We start from the raw sequence: 16,556 nt of genomic DNA, 5'->3' as shown, positions 1-16,556 counted from the left end.
GGTCCCCCGGCAATGACATCCGCTCCGAGGGCCGCGGCGTGTCGCGATCAGGACAGCATTCGCTCGATCGCGTCGCGGACGAACAGGGTGCGGACCTCGTCGAGACGGCCCGCGAGCTCGGGCGCGAGCTCGCTCGCACGGGCCCGCGAGGCCGCATCGGGGCGACGCAGGAGTGCCGAGAGGGCCGACTCGACGAGCGACACCTCGCGCTCGGCGCTCTGGCGCAGCGCGCGGACGTGGCGCGGTTCGATCCCGTGGCGGTCGAGGGCGACGAGGGCCCGCAGCAGCGTCACGGTCTGCTCGGAGTAGGTCTCGGCGCCCGCGATCACACCGGTGCTCACGGCGTCGTTGAGCAACTGGGGGCCCGCTCCCGCGGCCGCCAGCAGCTCGTCTCGGCGGTACCGACGCGGCGCGGAGGTCATCGACGGGATCGACGTCGGCGGCGCGGGGTTGCGCCCGGCGTCGAGGTCTTCGAGGTACTCGCGGATGACGACGAGCGGCAGGTAGTGATCGCGCTGTAACGTCAAGGCCAGGCGGAGTCGCTCGAGATCGGCCGGCGAGAACTTGCGATAGCCCGAGTCCGTGCGGGTGGGCGAGACGATGCCCTGCACCTCGAGGAAGCGCAGTTTGCTCGAGGTCAGCGCCGGGAAGTCGGGGGTCAGGCGCGCCAGCACCTGTCCGATGCTGAGCAGCCCCGCAGCCGCCTGACGACCACGGGAGGGGGCTGCCGCCATCAGTGCTCTGCCGCGGGCAGGTCGACCGGCGAACCGAAGAAGTTTAGACGGAACTTGCCGATACGCACCTCGGAGCCGTTGACGAGGGCGGAGCGGTCGACGCGCTCCCCGTTGACGTAGCTGCCGTTGAGGGAGCGCTGGTCGACGATCTCGAACGCCGAGCCCGAGCGGATGATCTCGGCGTGGCGTCGCGAGACGGTCACGTCGTCGAAGAACAGATCGGCCTCGGGGTGACGCCCGACGGTGGTGACGTCGGTGTCGAGCAGGTAGCGGGCCCCGGTGGTGGGACCGGACCGCACGATCAGCAGAGCCGCCCCCGAGGGCAGCGCACCGATCGCCTCGAGCTCGGCCTCGGTGAGGTCGGCTCCGAAGGGGACGAACGACAGATCGGCGTCGTGGGTCTGGGTCGTGTCGTGCGAGCTGTCACGGGCGGCGGCGTCGGCCGCGCGTCGGATCTCTTCACGATCGAATCGGCTGGTCTCGTCCACGGCTTCTCCTTCATATTCACCATAACCGATCGGTCCGAAACGAACGGGGGGCGACCGACCGCGAGCAGGTCATGGTGATGCGTGATGTGTCTGTTTTCGTCGACACCGGACACCGCGGTTCGGGGCGCGGAAGCGGCCGACGAGACACTCGAACCTATCGACCCGGAGTCCGCTGTGTCGAGTCCACTGACACGACGGGTGTGGCGGGTGAGAACAGCGGCGGAGCGGTCGAGGGGTCGCCGAGACCTTCCGGCGGGCTCAGCGTCCCGGCGCGCGAAGCGGGTGCGGCCCTCGACGCCACCGGAATCTACGCCGGTCGCGGACCCTTCGACAGGCTCAGGGCCCTGGCGCGCGAAGCGGGTGAGGCCCTCGACGCCACCGGGATCCGCGCCGGTCCCGGACCCTTCGACAGGCTCAGGGGCCTCGCGAGGGAGGGGGGAAAAGCCGGAGCACGAACGTGGGGCGGCCCGTCGCCTCGAGGCCGTCGTTAGGGTCGAAGGATGACGTCCTCTTCGGCGCCGCGTCGGCGCAGCCTCCCCGCCGCCCTGGCATCCCTCCTGTTGGCCGCCGCCGTCCTGCTCGTACCCGCCTCGCCCGCCTCCGCGCACGACGAGCTGGTCTCGACCGACCCGTCGGCCGACGCGGTGCTCGAGACCCTGCCCGAGCGGATCACCCTCACCTTCAGCGCCGACGTCCTCACCGACGCGGGGGCCACGGTCGTCGAAGTGACCGACGCGGCCGGGACGTCTCTCGCGGACGGCGCCCCCGAGCCGGCGGGCGCCGAGGTGACCCAGGCGCTGGCGGGGCCGGCATCCGGTGCCGTCACCGTGAAGTGGCGCGTCGTGTCCAGCGACGGACACCCGATCGACGGCTCGTTCGCCTTCACGGTGCCCGAAGCCGCCCCCACCCCGACCTCGACGCCGACGACACCGGCGTCGACGTCTCCCTCCCCCGCCGCCTCCGCCTCCGCCGCCCCCACGGAGGCCGCGACGCCCACCGCGGCACCGGTCGAGGAGTCGTCGGCGGCCTCTCCCCTACCGTGGATCCTGCTGGCCGTGGCCCTGGTGATCGTCGCGGGCGTGCTCGTGTACGTCTTCGCCTCTCGCGGGCGCCGGAACACCGCCGGTGGCGGCACCGCCGGGCGATAGGCTGGAACCATGCCTCATTACGATCTGGTCATTCTTGGTGCGGGTCCCGGCGGGTACGTCGCCGCTGTCCGCGGTGCGCAGCTGGGACTGTCGGTTGCGATCGTCGAAGAGAAGTACTGGGGCGGTGTGTGCCTCAACGTCGGCTGCATCCCCTCGAAGGCGCTGCTGCGCAACGCCGACCTCGCCCACACCTTCCACGCGAAGGCCGACCTGTTCGGCATCTCGGGCGACGTCACCTTCGACTTCGGCAAGGCCTTCGACCGCAGCCGCAGCGTGGCCGCCGGTCACGTCAAAGGCATCCACTACCTGATGAAGAAGAACAAGGTCACCGAGTACGAGGGTCGCGGCTACTTCGCCGACGACCACACCATCGACGTGACCAAGACCGACGGCTCCAAAGAGCAGCTCACCTTCGACAACGTCATCATCGCCACCGGCTCCACGGTGCGCCTCCTCCCCGGCGTCACCCTCAGCGAGAACGTCGTCACCTACGAAGAGCAGATTCTCACCCGCGAGCTGCCCGAGTCCATCGTCATCGTCGGTGCCGGCGCCATCGGCATGGAATTCGCGTACGTCATGACGAACTACGGCGTGAAGGTCACGATCATCGAGTTCCTCGACCGCGCCCTCCCCAACGAAGACGCCGAGGTCTCGAAGGAGATCCAGAAGCAGTACAAGGGCTACGGCGTCGACATCCTCACCTCGACGAAGGTCGACTCCGTCACCGACCACGGCGACAAGGTCGCCGTCGCCTACACGGCGAAAGACGGCTCGACCGGATCGATCGACGCCGACCGCGTGCTCATGTCGATCGGCTTCGCCCCCAAGGTCGACGGCTTCGGTCTCGAGAACACGGGCGTGAAGCTCACCGAGCGCGGCGCCATCGACATCGACGACCACATGCGCACCAACGTGCCGCACATCTACGCGATCGGCGACGTCACCGCGAAGCTGCAACTCGCGCACGTGGCCGAGGCGCAGGGAGTGGTCGCCGCCGAGACCATCGGCGATGCCGAAACGCAGACGCTCGGCGACTACCGCAACATGCCGCGCGCCACCTTCTGCAACCCGCAGGTCGCCTCGTTCGGTCTCACCGAGCAGCAGGCGCGCGACGCCGGCCACGACATCAAGGTCGCGAAGTTCCCCTTCTCGGCCAACGGCAAGGCGAACGGCCTCGGCGAGCCCGTCGGCTTCGTCAAGCTCGTCGCCGACGCCGAGACGCTCGAACTCATCGGCGGCCACCTCATCGGCCCCGACGTCTCCGAGCTGCTGCCCGAGCTCACCCTCGCGCAGAAGTGGGACCTCACCGCCCTCGAGGCGGCCCGCAACGTGCACACCCACCCGACGCTGTCGGAGGGCCTGCAGGAGGCGTTCCACGGCCTCGCGGGGCACATGATCAACCTCTGATCGACCGATCAACGACGAAGGCCCGCTCGGTTCATCCGGGCGGGCCTTCGTCGTGGGCGAGGGGCGACGGCGTCAGTGCCCCAGGGTGCGGGCCAACTTCGAACCGGATGCCGCGGGGCGGCCCCCGGCGGCGAACACCGCCGCGTCGACCGCCGCGAAGAACGCCTCACGGCCCGCGTCGTCCGTCGGGGCGGCGGCGCCGAGCTCGACCTCCCACTCCCGCCAGGAGGACTCCACGCCCCGGCGCTCGTCGCGCGCACGGACCCGGTCGTCGACGAACTCGGCGACCTCTCGGCCCTCGGCATCCCGGAGCGAATAGGCCGTGCGGTGGTTGCGCAGTCGCGCGAGGGCGACGAACGGCGGGCGGGCGATCGCGGCGACGGCATCCTGGACCGCGGGGGGCACGACCGGGTCGGCGTCGGGGTCGGCGTCGGGGTCGACCTCGGCGTCGAGCGGCCACTGCGTCTCGGTGCGGCCGGCGCCCTCGGCGGGGCCCTTCACGTGCCAGCCCGCGTCGGGGCCTCCCGTGCGGCGGCGCATCGCGACCCCCGCACGGGCCAGGTCGGCCGCGGGGGTGTCGAGGTAGCGCGCGTCGAGATCGCGGGGCTCGGGGTCACCGACGGCGACCACCCCGGGGACGGCCGACCAGTCGGGCAGGGGCGTGTCGTCGTCGACGTCGTACTTCGCCTCGACCTCGACGTTCGACGACCCGTTCGGGCCTGCGCTCAATCGTCGCGTCCGTCGGCGTCGGGGTTGATGTCTTCGGTCTCCTCGCTGAAGACGAAGACCGCCTGGGTCGGGCCGTCGGACTCGCCCGTGTTCGTGGGCTCGCCCTCTCGGCGGTAGACGAGCTGACCCTCGCTGTAGGGCATGATCAGCGTGTCGTCGGACTCGTTCTCGAGCGGGATCACCTGCCCGTCGAGCGGGCCTCCGGTCAGTCGTGCAATAGCCATGCCGCCAGCGTAGACCGCGTCGGCGACGGCGCCCCGCGCCTTGACAGCGTCGGGTCCGTGCGGCCTCGCCACCGACGCCCTGCCGCCCTCGCCCGCGCCGTCGGCACCGGTCGCCGTGGTCGCTCCCGAGCCTCGCCCGCACCGCCCGGCGGCCGTCCCGCGCTCGCCTAGACTCGCTCGGGTGAGCGCGACGGATCTGCCCGGTGACCGCCCGTTCGTGCTGCTCGCGACGCGTGCCGAAGACGGTCCGGCCGACGAGGAGTACGCGCTCTTCCTGCGCTACACCGGCCTGCCGCCGCACCGCCTGCGCCGCGTGCGTCTGGAGCGCGAGGCGATGCCCGCCCTCGATCTCGACGAGGTGTCGGGCGTGCTCGTCGGCGGGAGCCCGTTCAACGCGTCCGACCCGCTCGAGCGAAAGTCCGCGGTCCAGCGCCGCGTCGAGGCCGAGATGGCGCAGCTCGTCGCCGAGGTCGTCGCGCGCGACGCGCCCTTCCTCGGCGCCTGCTACGGCGTCGGCACCCTCGGCACGCACATCGCAGCACCCATCGACGGGACCTACGCCGAGCCGATCAGCGTGGTCGAGGTCGCGCTGACCCCCGAGGGACGCGCCGATCCCCTGGCCGAGGGGCTCCCCGACTCCTTCGCCGCGTTCGTCGGGCACAAAGAGGCCATCAGCGACCTCCCGGCCTCGGCGGTGCTGCTGGCGTCGTCCGCCACGTGCCCGGTGCAGATGTTCCGCGTGGGACGCAACGTCTACGCTACGCAGTTCCACCCCGAACTCGACGTCGACGGGATCGTCACCCGCATCCACGCCTACGCCGGGTACGGCTACTTCGCTCCGGATGAGCTCGATCTCACCCTCGCGGCGGTGCGGCGGGCACCCGTCACGGCACCGTCGCGCATGCTCCGCACCTTCGTCGAACGCTACGCCCGCTGAGGGGCGGCCGGCGACGCGCCGGCCCTACGCGTCGGCGAGGGATCCGGGCGATTCGACCCGCACGATCTCGATCGGCGCCGTCATCGCCGGGTGCGCCCGTCGCAGGTACGGCTCGAGTCCGAGGTCGACCAGGTGCACCCGCCCGGCGAGCTCCGGGCCTCGGCCCCGCACGAGCCCGGCCTTGAGCGCACCGAAGGTGACCGTGACGTCGGCGGGGAGCACGGCGGCATCCGCGGATCCGTCATCGGGGTCGAGCCCGCTCGGGAGGTCGACGGCGACGATGCGCGGGCGACGCTCTCGGGCGAGCAGGCACTCCACGATCGCGCGGGCGCTGCCGCGCATCCGCCGGTCGGCGAGACGACCGATCCCCAGGATGCCGTCCAGCACGAGGGTGTAGCCCTCGATCGAGGCGCAGACCTCCGACGCCGGACGCACGACGGCCCCGGCCGAGACGGCGGCGTCGAGGGCGGCGCGATGGACCCGGTCGCGCACGAGCACGACGTCGATGCGGGAATCGGCGGAACGCGCCAGCTCGGCGGCGGCGTACAGTGCGTCTCCCCCGTTGTCTCCCGCGCCGACGAGGACCAGCACCGGTCCGGGCGTGGTGTCGCGCTCGACCGAGACGACCGCGGCGAGGGCGTGAGCGGCCCATCGCATGAGCGGCCGCCCCTCGGCGAGGAGGGGCGCCTCGGCGGCGCGGACGGCGTCGGCGGTGTAGGCCGCGACGCGCTCGGGATGGGACGACGCCGACTCCCGCTCAGACACGGGACTCCGCCTCGGCCTCGTCCGCGCGTGTGGCGGCGGCGGGATCGTTTCGGGCGAGGGTCTCGCGCTCCTTCTGCTCGGCCGTGCGGGCGGCATCCAACTCCCCCGTGGCGGCGCGGACGGCCTTCTCGGCACGACGCACGCGGAACTGGATCAAGGTGGAGGCGCCGTACTTCGCGCGGACGCGGTCGTGGTCCTCCTCGGTGGCGACGGTGATGTACGCCCCCGCGATCAGGATGACCTGGCTGGACAGGTTGAGCCACAGCAGCAGCGCGATGAGAGAGGCGAACGTGGTCAGCAGGGGGTTGTTGCCCGCACTGCCGACGAACAGCCCCGACAACTGCTGCAGCACGACCAGACCGACGCCCCCGAGCAGGGCACCGCGCCACAGCGTGGGGCGACGGGTCTTCAGGCCCGACAGCACCGCGAACGCGACCGCCACCGCGGCGGTGTCGAGGGCGAGCACGACGATCGTGGAGAGCGACCAGGTCAGCACGCCGGTGAGCCACGAGTCCGCGGAGATGCCGAGGAGGCCCCGGACGAAGGTGAGACCGGCCGTCGCGAGGAACGTCACCAGGGCCGCGCCGACGAGGGCGACACCGATGCCGATGGCGACGGCGAGATTGCGGAGGATGACGAGCACGGGCAGCGTGTCGTCGGTGGCCACTCCCGCGATCTGGCGAAGGGCCGTGCGCAGGGAGCCGATCGCCCCGATCGCCGCACCGAGCAGACCGATCGTTCCGATGACGCCCGCGATGGTGAACTCCGTCGGCGCCTTGATCTCGCTGACGTCGAGGAGTCCGTCGGGGCCGACCAGTCCGGGGACGACGTTGTTCACCGAGCGCTCGAGTGCCGCGAGACCCTCGGGATTGCCCGACAACCAGACCGCGGCCGCGGAGAAGCCGAGCAGCACCGCGGCGAACAGGCTGAACAGCGTGCGGTAGGTGACGCTGTCTGCGAGGACGGGGCCGCGTGCCCCCGAGTAGACGAGGAAGGCGCGCACGAGGCGGAGCGACAGGGCCCACGCGGTGACGCGACGGATGAGGTCGGCCATGGGCTCAGGCTATCCGTGCGGCGACGAGATGTCGGACGGGCTTGACCCACCGTTCGCTGCGCGACAGTCGGCCGCCGTCGTTCACCGCATCTCGGCCAGCACCCGCACCCACGCGCCGAGGAGCAGGAACGGACCGAACGGCAGGCTCGCACCGCGCCCGCCCGCCGCGACGACGCCGACGGCGGCGCAGCCGGCGGCCACGAAACCGAGGGCGATCCCGGATGCCACGGCCTCGGGGCCGAACCACCCGAGGTGCGCGCCCACGAGCGCGGCGAGCTTGACGTCGCCGCCGCCGAACGCCTCGGGCCGCGCGAGGCGCACCAACAGACACGCGCCGAACGCCCCGAGGGCGCCGAGGGCGACGTCGGCCGCGCGCGCCGGGCGGCCGGCGATCGCGGCCGCGATCGACAGGACGAGTACCGCCGCGATCGTCGCCGGGAGGACGACGACGTCGGGCAGTCGACGTCGACGCACGTCGATGACCGCGAGCACGACGCTCACGACCGCGAACAGCGAGAGGGCGAGGGCGGGGAGAGCCGTCGACGAGGCCCCGGACGACTGCCGCAGCACCGCGCGCCTCAGGCGTCGAGAACGGCGAGCTCCACCACGACCGTGCCGCCCGGTTCGATGCCCTCGGCGTCGCGGACCGCGCGCTTGAGCGGGAGGACGTAGACGCCGCCCGCCTGCGGGAAGATCGACGTGCGGAACACGGTGGCGCCGATGGTGGCGTCGACGCGGACCCCGCCGAACCCGCGGCGGAACGTCTGGGTCTCACGGATGTCGTCGCTCAGCTCGGGTGGGAGGGCGACGAAGTACCAGTCGCTGTCGCTCCGGGCCTCCCACCGGAACACGACACCGTAGAACTGCACGAGCACCGGCCCCTCCTTTCGTCGCGGAACCGTCACGCTACCGCGCGGCGCCCGGGCGTCGCGGTATCCGTCCCCGGGGAGGAGCCGTCAGGGAAAGGGCTTCGCCCCGGCAATGTCGCCGACCCTCGGCGGGGCCGCCCTCACCGCGACCGCGCCATCGCCTCGGCCCGCCGACCGCGCGCGCCCGACACCGCGCGGTCCACGCCGAGAGCGCTCGCGACGGCGAGCACATACACGACGAGATCGCGTGCGTCGAAGCCCGAGCCGAGAACGAGCGCGGCGACCGGTATCCGCTCCGCCAGGGCGACCGGCACCCCGGTCAGCTGCAGCAGTTCGACGGCGATGCACCACAGCGCCGCGGCCGCCGCGAGGACGGGCCGTCGCGCGCGCGGGAGGAGCAGGACGAGCCCGGTGTAGGCCGCGACCGCGTAGAGCGCGTCTCCGGCGACGTCGGACGCGACCGAGGCGGGCAGCAGGCGGTGCACCGCGAGTCCCGCCGCGACGACCGCGACGAGGGCGACGAGCGCCGCGAGCCGCCGGGTCACGAGAGAACCCCGGCCGCACGTGCGGGCGCCGCGTAGGCCGCGGCGAGGGAGTCGACGGTGTCATGGGCGTTCAGTCCGCTCGGGTTGGGGAGGACCCATGTCTCGCACCCGGCGATCGACGCGTCCTGCCGTCCCGCGACGGCCTTCCGGCGATCGAACCCCTGCCGATAGGCGGTCAGCCCCACGATCGCGACCACCCGGGGCCGCCAGGTCGCGACCCGCCCCGCGAGCGCCTCCGCGCCCGCGCGCAGCTCGTCGCGCGACAGCTCATCGGCCCGGGCCGTCGCGCGCGCGACCAGGTTGGTCACCCCGATGCCGGCATCGAACACGAGCCGCCGATCGGACTCCCCCAGCGTCGCCGAGTACGCGGGGACGCGGGGCAGGATCCCGGCCGTCACCAGGGCCGGCCAGAAGCGGTTGCCGGGGCGGGCGAACGGCGTGCCCGTGGCGGCCGTCCACAGCCCGGGATTGATGCCGACGAAGAGCAGCCGCACCCCGGGCTCCACGAGGTCGGGCACCGTGGCATCCCGGAAGGAGTCGAGCTCGGCGCGCGTGAAACCCATGAGACCACTATGACCAGTACCGCGGGCCGCGCGCGGCGTTCTGCCAGGATCGGAGGAATGGATGCCGTGCCCGCCCTCACCGAGATCCCTCCCGCGCAGTTCGTCATCGTCGGCGACAACGTGCGCCTCGCCACCTACTCCTGGGGCGATCCCGAGGCGGATCCCGTGTTGTGCGTGCACGGATTCGGCTCGAGCACGCGTGACAACTGGATCAACACCGGCTGGGTGCGCGACCTGCTGCGCGCGGGCTTCCGGGTGATCGCGGTGGACCAGCGCGGTCACGGGGCGAGCGAGAAGCCCCACGATGCCGCGGCGTACACCATGCCCACCCTCGTGGCCGACCTCGTCGCCGTTCTCGACACGTATCTCGTCGATCAGGTGCGCTACCTCGGCTACTCGCTCGGCGGTCGGGTGGGCTGGCAGCTCGCCGTCGACGCCCCCGAGCACGTCGAGCGCGCGGTGCTCGGCGGCATCCCCGACGGTCGACCGCTCGCGCGCCTCCAGGTCGAGCAGGCCCGGGCGTTCCTCGACCACGGCGAGGCCGTTCAGGATGCCACGACCCAGCGTTACGTCTCGCTCGCCGAGCGCGTGCCCGGCAACGACCTGCGCGCGCTCGTCGCGATCGCCGAGGGGATGCGCCTGGGCGAGACCGATCCCGACCCGACGTCTCCCCCGCAGCAGCCCGTGTTGATCGCGACGGGGACCGACGACCCGATCCACGATCAGTCCGCGCACCTGGCGAGCCTGCTCCCCCGCGGCGAGTTCGCCGACATCCCGGGGCGGCACCACGTCAACGCGCCCGGAGCGCGTGCGTTCCGCGAGGCGGGCCTGGAGTTCCTCGGCCGTCCCTAGCCGCCTCGCCCTCCCCTGGGCAGAGCCGTCCGGTGCCCGCCCGCCGCCCGCGCCGCCTCGCCCTCCCGTCGCGACGCGTCGTCCGCCGTGGCGCCCGCGGCTCGATCGAGTGTCCACAACACCCGGAGGTTCCGCGGAACCGTCCGCGTGTCCTGGACGCTCGATCCCGTCGACGGTGGCGGCGGGAGCGGCCCGATCAGGAACAGGCGTAGACCGTCGAGGGCGCGCTGCTGTCGATCGCGCAGTTCTGTCCGACCCACTCGCGGATCTGGGCCGAGGTGCTCGAGCTCGACGCGGACGACGAGCCGAACCCTCCCCCACCGCTGCGCTCCTGGCCCTCGATGACGTAGCGCACGTCGCCCGCCTTCACGAGTGAGACGAACTCGTCGAGCGTGGGCACGGCATCCGTTCCGTTGAATCCGCCGATGGGCAGGAACGATCCGCCGTCGCTGGCGAGGATGAGGGATGCCGCGGACTGCGCGCCGAAAGTCGCGGCGAGGTACTCCGAGCCCGCGGCGTTCTGCTCGAGCCACGAGAGCAGGGCCGTGTCGGCGGCGCTCGTCCCGCCGCCGACACCTCCGCCGCCGGCCGAGCGGCCCGCGCCGTCGCGCGCCGAGGAGCCGCCCGCGGCGGCGCCCGGCCCGGAGCCGCCCGCCGCGCCGCCGCCCTGCGTGCCGGGGATCGTGCCCGCACCCGGCGCCGACCCGCCCGGCGCCGCCCCACCCGGCGCTCCACCACCCGGCGCCGCAGCTCCCCCGGCGAACGATCCCGCACCGCCCGTCCCGCGGCCGGCACCCGGCATCCCTCCGCCGAAGCCGCCGCCCGACATCTCCGACACGCCGCCGGCGACCGGATTGATCGAGTTGGGATGCGCGATGGTCACCGCCGACCACACCGCCGGGGTCAGCAGCAGGCCGACCAACATCACGGCCGTGGCGAGGGTGCCCGAGCCTCGCCGCGCGATCAGCAGCACGATGGCCACCGCGGCCGCGACGGCCTGCGCGATCGAGACGGGGATGCTGTACCCGCCCGAGGCGAGCCCGATCCCCAGCGCCGTGACCGCGGCCGTGCCGACGATCGCCACCTGCGGCCACGTGCGCCCGGCGCGGTGCGCGACCGCCAGAGCCGTCGCCACGACGAGGCCGAGCGGCACGGCCAGCGCCGCGGTGTAGAACTGGTGCATCCCGGCCACCGCCGAGAACATCGCGACGAAGGTGGCCGTCCACACCGTCAGCAGCACGGTGAGCGGCCGCGGGAAGCGCAGCATCCACAGCATCGCGATCGCCACGACCGCGGCGGGGATCAGCCAAGCGATCTGCCCGGCGAGCTGCGCGTTGAACAGACGCAGCACCCCCGGATCGCCCGAGAACGGCGGAGTGAACGATTCGTAGGCGCTGCTGTCGCTCGTCGCGGTGAACCGGCCCAAGCCGTTGTAGCCGAACACCATCTCCCACGGGTCGTTCGACAGCGTGCTGCCGATGTAGGGGCGGCTGCCGGCGGGGATCAGCGCGACGATCGCCACCCACCACAGCGAGGCCGCGAGACTCACCGCCCCGGCCACCAGCAGATGCCCCACGCGGCGCAGCCACGACTGCCGCGTGAAGAGGTACGCGGCGGCGAGGGCGGGCCACACCGCCCACGCCTCGAGCATGTAGAACTGGAACGACAGCCCCACCAGCGTCCCCGCGGCGACCAGCCACCCGAAGCTGCGCTGCTGGACGGCGCGCACGGCGGCGTAGGCGGTGAGCGAGAGGCCGAGGACGAAGAACGCCTCGGGCTGATTCGACCGGGCCACCGCGACCAGGATCGGGGTGACCGCCACGATCGCGCCCGCGATCAATCCGGCACGCTCGCCCGCGAGCCGTCGCGCGGTGACGGCGGTGAGGAGGGCGGCGCCGACGGCGGCGAGGGAGTTCGGCAGGATCACCGCCCACGCCGAGTAGCCGAAGACGCGCACGAGCAGCGCCGGGACCCAGAACGAACCGGGGATCTTGTCGAGCGTGACCGTGCCCGCCGGGTCGACGGCTCCGAAGAAGAAGTTCGACCACGATCTGCTCATCGACAGCGCGATCGAGGCGTAGTACTCGCTCGGCGCCCCCGCCCACACCTGCCACCCCGTCAGCACCAGGGCGAGCAGGCCGATCGCGGAGAGCCCGAGCGTCCATCCGCCGGGACGGCGGAGCGCGCGTGGAGACGAGACGGCGGGTGTCGGTGCGGGTGTCAGAACGGCGGTCACCCGCGCAGCGTAGACAGCGCCACCCTCGGTCGACCCTCACGCTTGTTATGCGTGAGCGATGGATGCCGGCATCCCGGGCCCTCCGCCACCGTCGGCCCCGGCCGCGTCGTCACGCGCCGGTGAGACGCCCCGACTCTGCGGCGGGCCGCCGAGCGGAATCCTCAGGATGCCGAGACGCGCAGCGCGGGCGCAGCGGGCGCCTTCGTCGCCGTGGCCTGGAATCCCACCCGCACGGTCTGTCCGGGGGCGAGGGCGGCTGCCCAGTCGCTTCCGGTGCACGTCACGGTGGTACCGCCGACGGTGCACGACATGCCCCAGGCGTTGCTCACCGCCGTCGTGCCCGGGGCCTCGAACGACACCGACCAGCTCTTCACGCTCGCGCCGGCGGTGAGCGCGAGCTCGGCGACGTACCCCTCGCCCCACGCGCTCTGCGGCACCCACGCCGCCGAGAGACGGGGAGCGGACGACGGCGAGGCCGAGGGTTTCGGTGAGGCCGTCGCGCTCGGCTTCGGCGACGCCGTGGGGCTCGCGCTCGGCTTCGGCGACGCCGACGGGCTCGCAGTCGGCCTCGGCGACGTCGTGGGCTTCGGCGTCGTCGTGGGCTTCGGCGTCGTCGTGGGCTTCGGCGTCGTCGTGGGCTTCGGGGACGTCGACGCGCTCGGCTTCGGCGAGGCCGTGGGGCTCGTCGTGGGCCGGGGAGCGGGAACGGTCACAGGCGTGAGGATCGGCTGCAGCGCCGCGAGCTTGGCCTTCTGCAGCGTGCGCCAGTCGTCGGCGACCAGGCCGCCGGTGTCTCCGCTGTTCGGGTTGAACGACCAGTACGCGTAGCTGATCTTCGTCTTGGCGAGATAGGCGACGAGCGTGCTCATCCACGCCTTGTCGCTCGCGGTCTCGAGCTTCGTCCCGAATTCGCCCAGCAGCACGGGCGCGATGTTCTTGCGCACGAGGTAGCCCCAGTTGGCATCCCACACCGCTTCGAGGTTCGCGGGGTAGTTCGGTGCCGAGAACCACGACTGCTGGTGCACGGTCGCCGGATAGTCGTGCGGCGAGTACACCACGCGGTTCTTGACCGACAGGGTCACGGGCGCCGCGCCGGCGTCGCGGAGGCCGCCGCCCCACCACGTGCTCGAGCCGTCGTTCTGACGCTCGACGCCCTCGACGATGATCAGCAGGTTGGGGTTGACCGACAGCACGGCATTGCCCGCGCGGGTGGCGGCCGCCCTCCAGTCGCGCGCGGGATCGCCGCAGTTCCAGCAGGCCGGTCCGTGCGGTTCGTTGTGCAGGTCGACGCCGATCACCGCGGGTTCGTTCCGGTAGCGCTGCGCGAGCATCTTCCAGTCGTCGATCCACCGCTTCTCGCTGTAGGCGCCGGTGTACCAGAGCTCGCTCTGCGCCGCGGAGTCGGGGCGGTGACGGTCGAGGATCACCGACAGGCCGTAGGTCTTCGCCCGGGCGATCACGGTGTCCATGAGCTTCAGCGGGCTGAGGGCGACGAGATCGGCGTTGACGGCGCCGTTGATGGAGTTCGACGACGAGGCGGCGAGGCACTCGTTCGAGAAGGGGAGGCGGATCGTGTTGAAGCCCATTCCCGCGATCGCTCGCAGACCCTCGTCGAGCGAGATGGACCACAGCCCGTGCGGCGCGCAATTGGAGGTCTCCATGCCGAACCAGGCGACGGCCTTGATCGTGTACGGAGTGCCGGCGGAGGTGACGATGCTCGCCCCGCGCGTGGAGAGCCAGCCGGGCAGGGCCGTCGCCGCGGTCGCGCTCGGCGCGGAGACGGCGCCGGACACGGCGAGCGCGGCGACGGCGACCGCGGCCGCCGAGCGCAGGACGGTGCGGCGCGCAGACGACCACCGTTCGAGCCACCCCGACATCCGCACCTCCGCGGTCATCGTAGCGGCGCCGCGTGTCGGCGCGCGCACCGGAGGTGCCGCCGTGGGGAGCCGCTGAGGCCATTTACGACGGTTTCCGCGCTGTTACGCCCTCGTAAATGTCGAGATCATCATTGATTCAGCGAATGATCCGCTGATACCGTCGCCGATCATGAGCCCCACCGCCGACCGCAGCACCGTTCTCGATCGCGTCTCCAAAGCGATCGTCGAACAGTTGCAGGAAGACGGCCGTCGCTCCTACGCCGAGATCGGCAAAGCCGTCGGTCTCAGCGAGACCGCGACGCGCCAGCGGGTGCAGAAGCTCCAGGATGCCGGCATCCTGCAGATCGTCGCGGTCACCGATCCGCTGCAGTTGGGCTTCGCGCGACAGGCCATGATCGGCGTCCGCGTCTCGGGTGACACCCGCGTCGCGGCCGCGCAGATGACCGAACTGCCGGGCGTGACCTACGTGGTCTCGACCGCGGGCTCGTTCGACCTGCTCGTCGAGGTGGTCTGCGAGAGCGACGACGACCTCATCGACCTGCTGAACGACCGCATCCGGTCTCTGCCCGACGTCGTCTCGACCGAGACGTTCGTCTATCTCAAGCTCCACCGTCAGCTCTACAACTGGGGAACGCGATGACCCTCATCGAAACCGATCAGCACGCCGACCTGCAATCCAAGGCCCGCGACCACCTCTGGATGCACTTCTCGCGCCAGTCGACCATGACCGACGGCCCGGGCGTCCCGATCATCGTCAAGGGCGAGGGCCACCACATCTTCGATGCCACCGGGAAGCGCTACATCGACGGCCTCGCGGGGCTCTTCGTGGTCAACGCCGGACACGGGCGGCGCCGCATCGCGCAGGCGGCGGCGAAGCAGGCCGAGGAGCTGGCGTTCTTCCCCCTGTGGTCGTACGCCCACCCCGCGGCGATCGAACTCGCCGATCGGCTCGCCGATCTCGCCCCCGGCGATCTGAATCACGTCTTCTTCTCCACCGGCGGAGGCGAAGCCGTCGAAACGGCGTTCAAGCTGGCCAAGCAGTACTGGAAGACGCAGGGCCAGCCCACCAAGCACAAGGTCATCTCCCGGGCGATCGCCTATCACGGCACCACGCAGGGCGCTCTTGCCATCACGGGGCTGCCCGTCATGAAGCACATGTTCGAGCCGGTCACCCCGGGAGGCTTCCGGGTCCCCAACACGAACTACTACCGCGCCGAGGAGAGCGGATTCGGGGGCGGCACCCCCGAGGAGTTCGGGCTGTGGGCCGCCGACCGCATCGAGCAGATGATCCAGTTCGAGGGCCCCGAGACGGTCGCGGCGGTGTTCCTCGAGCCCGTGCAGAACGCCGGCGGCTGCTTCCCCGCACCCGCGGGATACTTCCAGCGCGTGCGCGAGATCTGCGACAAGTACGACGTGCTGCTCGTCTCCGACGAGGTCATCTGCGCCTTCGGTCGTCTCGGCCACTACTTCGGCGCCTCGGCGTACGACTACCAGCCCGACATGATCACCTTCGCCAAGGGCGTGACCAGCGGCTATTCGCCGCTGGGCGGCACGATCATCAGCGACCGCATCTACGAACCCTTCGCGCACGGCGACGCCACCTTCCCCCACGGCTACACCTTCGGCGGACACCCGGTCTCGGCTGCCGTGGCGCTGGAGAACCTCGACGTGTTCGAGGAGGAGGGGCTGCTCGAGAACGTGCGGACGAACTCCCCCGTGTTCCGGTCCACCCTCGAGCGGTTGCTCGACCTGCCGATCGTGGGCGACGTCCGCGGCGACGGCTACTTCTTCGGCATCGAACTCGTCAAGGACAAGGCGACGAAAGAGACCTTCGACGACGACGAGTCGGAGCGGCTGCTGCGCGGCTTCCTGTCGAAGGCGCTTTTCGACGCGGGCCTGTACTGCCGCGCCGACGACCGGGGCGACCCCGTCATCCAGCTCGCCCCGCCCCTGACCATCGGCCCGTCCGAATTCACCGAGATCGAGCAGATCCTGCGCTCGACCCTCACCGAGGCCTGGACCCGCCTCTGATCACGGGGGATGCCGACACCACGAGGGTCGGCATCCCTCCCCGCCCGCCGGTCGCCCCGATCGGTCGACGACCCCCATCCGGCATCACCCCGCCGAC

At 71.9% G+C, this 16,556-nt stretch carries 18 protein-coding genes; 6 read left to right on the top strand and 12 right to left on the bottom strand.

From position 1 onward, the window contains the following. Positions 1-47: 47 nt before the first annotated feature. Positions 48-734, bottom strand: a complete 687-nt coding sequence (locus Q0818_RS12855) for a MerR family transcriptional regulator (RefSeq protein WP_298875447.1) — start codon at positions 732-734, stop codon at positions 48-50. After that, positions 734-1,189, bottom strand: coding sequence for an FHA domain-containing protein (locus Q0818_RS12850; RefSeq protein WP_298875779.1), 456 nt, complete (start codon positions 1,187-1,189; stop codon positions 734-736). Before Q0818_RS12850 ends, Q0818_RS12855 begins: the two co-directional genes overlap by 1 nt. Positions 1,190-1,722: 533 nt before the next feature. On the opposite strand from Q0818_RS12850, the gene Q0818_RS12845 reads away from it, so the two are divergent. Then, the gene (locus Q0818_RS12845; RefSeq protein WP_298875444.1) at positions 1,723-2,370 is read left to right on the top strand and encodes a copper resistance CopC family protein; all 648 of its coding nucleotides are present in this window, start codon (positions 1,723-1,725) and stop codon (positions 2,368-2,370) included. 9 nt (positions 2,371-2,379) lie between these two features. After that, complete coding sequence (gene lpdA / locus Q0818_RS12840; protein WP_298875441.1) at positions 2,380-3,777, top strand: dihydrolipoyl dehydrogenase; 1,398 nt, start codon at positions 2,380-2,382, stop codon at positions 3,775-3,777. 72 nt (positions 3,778-3,849) lie between these two features. On the opposite strand, the gene Q0818_RS12835 is transcribed toward lpdA, so the two are convergent. Both Q0818_RS12835 and Q0818_RS12830 read right to left on the bottom strand, forming a co-directional pair. Continuing rightward, positions 3,850-4,506, bottom strand: coding sequence for a CYTH domain-containing protein (locus Q0818_RS12835; RefSeq protein ID WP_298875438.1), 657 nt, complete (start codon positions 4,504-4,506; stop codon positions 3,850-3,852). Continuing rightward, on the bottom strand, positions 4,503-4,730 hold the full coding sequence (locus Q0818_RS12830; RefSeq protein WP_298875436.1) for a response regulator: 228 nt from the start codon (positions 4,728-4,730) through the stop codon (positions 4,503-4,505). The genes Q0818_RS12835 and Q0818_RS12830 overlap by 4 nt, the downstream gene beginning before the upstream one ends. Before the next feature lie 181 nt (positions 4,731-4,911). Here Q0818_RS12830 and Q0818_RS12825 point away from each other — a divergent pair, with 181 nt between their 5' ends. After that, positions 4,912-5,667, top strand: a complete 756-nt coding sequence (locus Q0818_RS12825) for a glutamine amidotransferase (protein WP_298875431.1) — start codon at positions 4,912-4,914, stop codon at positions 5,665-5,667. A gap of 24 nt (positions 5,668-5,691) precedes the next feature. Here the strand turns inward: Q0818_RS12825 and Q0818_RS12820 are convergent, their stop codons facing one another. The 6 genes from Q0818_RS12820 to Q0818_RS12795 form a co-directional block, all read right to left on the bottom strand. After that, the gene (locus Q0818_RS12820; protein WP_298875428.1) at positions 5,692-6,432 is read right to left on the bottom strand and encodes an NAD(P)H-hydrate epimerase; all 741 of its coding nucleotides are present in this window, start codon (positions 6,430-6,432) and stop codon (positions 5,692-5,694) included. Continuing rightward, positions 6,425-7,486: a YhjD/YihY/BrkB family envelope integrity protein gene (locus tag Q0818_RS12815; RefSeq protein ID WP_298875425.1), complete on the bottom strand. Its 1,062-nt coding sequence runs from the start codon at positions 7,484-7,486 to the stop codon at positions 6,425-6,427. Before Q0818_RS12815 ends, Q0818_RS12820 begins: the two co-directional genes overlap by 8 nt. 81 nt (positions 7,487-7,567) lie before the next feature. Beyond that, positions 7,568-8,056, bottom strand: a complete 489-nt coding sequence (locus Q0818_RS12810) for an A24 family peptidase (RefSeq protein ID WP_298875423.1) — start codon at positions 8,054-8,056, stop codon at positions 7,568-7,570. An 8-nt stretch (positions 8,057-8,064) separates the two neighbouring features. After that, entirely contained in the window at positions 8,065-8,361 is a 297-nt protein-coding gene (locus tag Q0818_RS12805) for a DUF1905 domain-containing protein (protein ID WP_298875420.1), read from the bottom strand. Positions 8,362-8,495: 134 nt separating this feature from the next. Further along, positions 8,496-8,900, bottom strand: coding sequence for a DUF2809 domain-containing protein (locus Q0818_RS12800; protein WP_298875417.1), 405 nt, complete (start codon positions 8,898-8,900; stop codon positions 8,496-8,498). Further along, the gene (locus Q0818_RS12795; RefSeq protein WP_298875415.1) at positions 8,897-9,463 is read right to left on the bottom strand and encodes a mismatch-specific DNA-glycosylase; all 567 of its coding nucleotides are present in this window, start codon (positions 9,461-9,463) and stop codon (positions 8,897-8,899) included. The genes Q0818_RS12800 and Q0818_RS12795 overlap by 4 nt, the downstream gene beginning before the upstream one ends. 57 nt (positions 9,464-9,520) lie before the next feature. On the opposite strand from Q0818_RS12795, the gene Q0818_RS12790 reads away from it, so the two are divergent. Continuing rightward, positions 9,521-10,315 carry an alpha/beta hydrolase gene (locus tag Q0818_RS12790; protein WP_298875412.1) on the top strand — a complete coding sequence of 265 codons (795 nt, stop codon included), beginning with the start codon at positions 9,521-9,523 and terminating at the stop codon, positions 10,313-10,315. A 196-nt stretch (positions 10,316-10,511) separates the two neighbouring features. Here Q0818_RS12790 and Q0818_RS12785 read toward each other — a convergent pair whose 3' ends face one another. Then, positions 10,512-12,551, bottom strand: coding sequence for a glycosyltransferase family 39 protein (locus Q0818_RS12785; RefSeq protein ID WP_298875409.1), 2,040 nt, complete (start codon positions 12,549-12,551; stop codon positions 10,512-10,514). A gap of 161 nt (positions 12,552-12,712) precedes the next feature. Beyond that, positions 12,713-14,428: a cellulase family glycosylhydrolase gene (locus Q0818_RS12780; protein WP_298875406.1), complete on the bottom strand. Its 1,716-nt coding sequence runs from the start codon at positions 14,426-14,428 to the stop codon at positions 12,713-12,715. 169 nt (positions 14,429-14,597) lie between these two features. Here Q0818_RS12780 and Q0818_RS12775 point away from each other — a divergent pair, with 169 nt between their 5' ends. Both Q0818_RS12775 and Q0818_RS12770 read left to right on the top strand, forming a co-directional pair. Then, positions 14,598-15,068 (top strand): Lrp/AsnC family transcriptional regulator, encoded by a 471-nt coding sequence (locus tag Q0818_RS12775; RefSeq protein WP_298875403.1) that lies wholly within the window; start codon positions 14,598-14,600, stop codon positions 15,066-15,068. Further along, positions 15,065-16,459, top strand: a complete 1,395-nt coding sequence (locus Q0818_RS12770; RefSeq protein WP_298875401.1) for an aspartate aminotransferase family protein — start codon at positions 15,065-15,067, stop codon at positions 16,457-16,459. Before Q0818_RS12775 ends, Q0818_RS12770 begins: the two co-directional genes overlap by 4 nt. The last annotated feature ends 97 nt before the right edge of the window (positions 16,460-16,556 follow it).

This window comes from uncultured Microbacterium sp. (assembly GCF_947489255.1).
Classification (GTDB): domain Bacteria; phylum Actinomycetota; class Actinomycetes; order Actinomycetales; family Microbacteriaceae; genus Microbacterium; species Microbacterium phycohabitans.
The sequence above is the reverse complement of the archived record's forward strand: the minus strand, read 5'-3'. Positions and strand labels throughout refer to the sequence as shown.

Coding starts and splice junctions, on each gene's coding strand:
- Q0818_RS12780 (WP_298875406.1), bottom strand. CDS start 14,428: ATGTCGGGGTGGCTCGAACGGTGGTCGTCTGCGCGCCGCACCGTCCTG.
- Q0818_RS12830 (WP_298875436.1), bottom strand. CDS start 4,730: ATGGCTATTGCACGACTGACCGGAGGCCCGCTCGACGGGCAGGTGATC.
- lpdA (WP_298875441.1), top strand. CDS start 2,380: ATGCCTCATTACGATCTGGTCATTCTTGGTGCGGGTCCCGGCGGGTAC.
- Q0818_RS12775 (WP_298875403.1), top strand. CDS start 14,598: ATGAGCCCCACCGCCGACCGCAGCACCGTTCTCGATCGCGTCTCCAAA.
- Q0818_RS12770 (WP_298875401.1), top strand. CDS start 15,065: ATGACCCTCATCGAAACCGATCAGCACGCCGACCTGCAATCCAAGGCC.
- Q0818_RS12845 (WP_298875444.1), top strand. CDS start 1,723: ATGACGTCCTCTTCGGCGCCGCGTCGGCGCAGCCTCCCCGCCGCCCTG.
- Q0818_RS12790 (WP_298875412.1), top strand. CDS start 9,521: ATGGATGCCGTGCCCGCCCTCACCGAGATCCCTCCCGCGCAGTTCGTC.
- Q0818_RS12855 (WP_298875447.1), bottom strand. CDS start 734: ATGGCGGCAGCCCCCTCCCGTGGTCGTCAGGCGGCTGCGGGGCTGCTC.
- Q0818_RS12795 (WP_298875415.1), bottom strand. CDS start 9,463: ATGGGTTTCACGCGCGCCGAGCTCGACTCCTTCCGGGATGCCACGGTG.
- Q0818_RS12815 (WP_298875425.1), bottom strand. CDS start 7,486: ATGGCCGACCTCATCCGTCGCGTCACCGCGTGGGCCCTGTCGCTCCGC.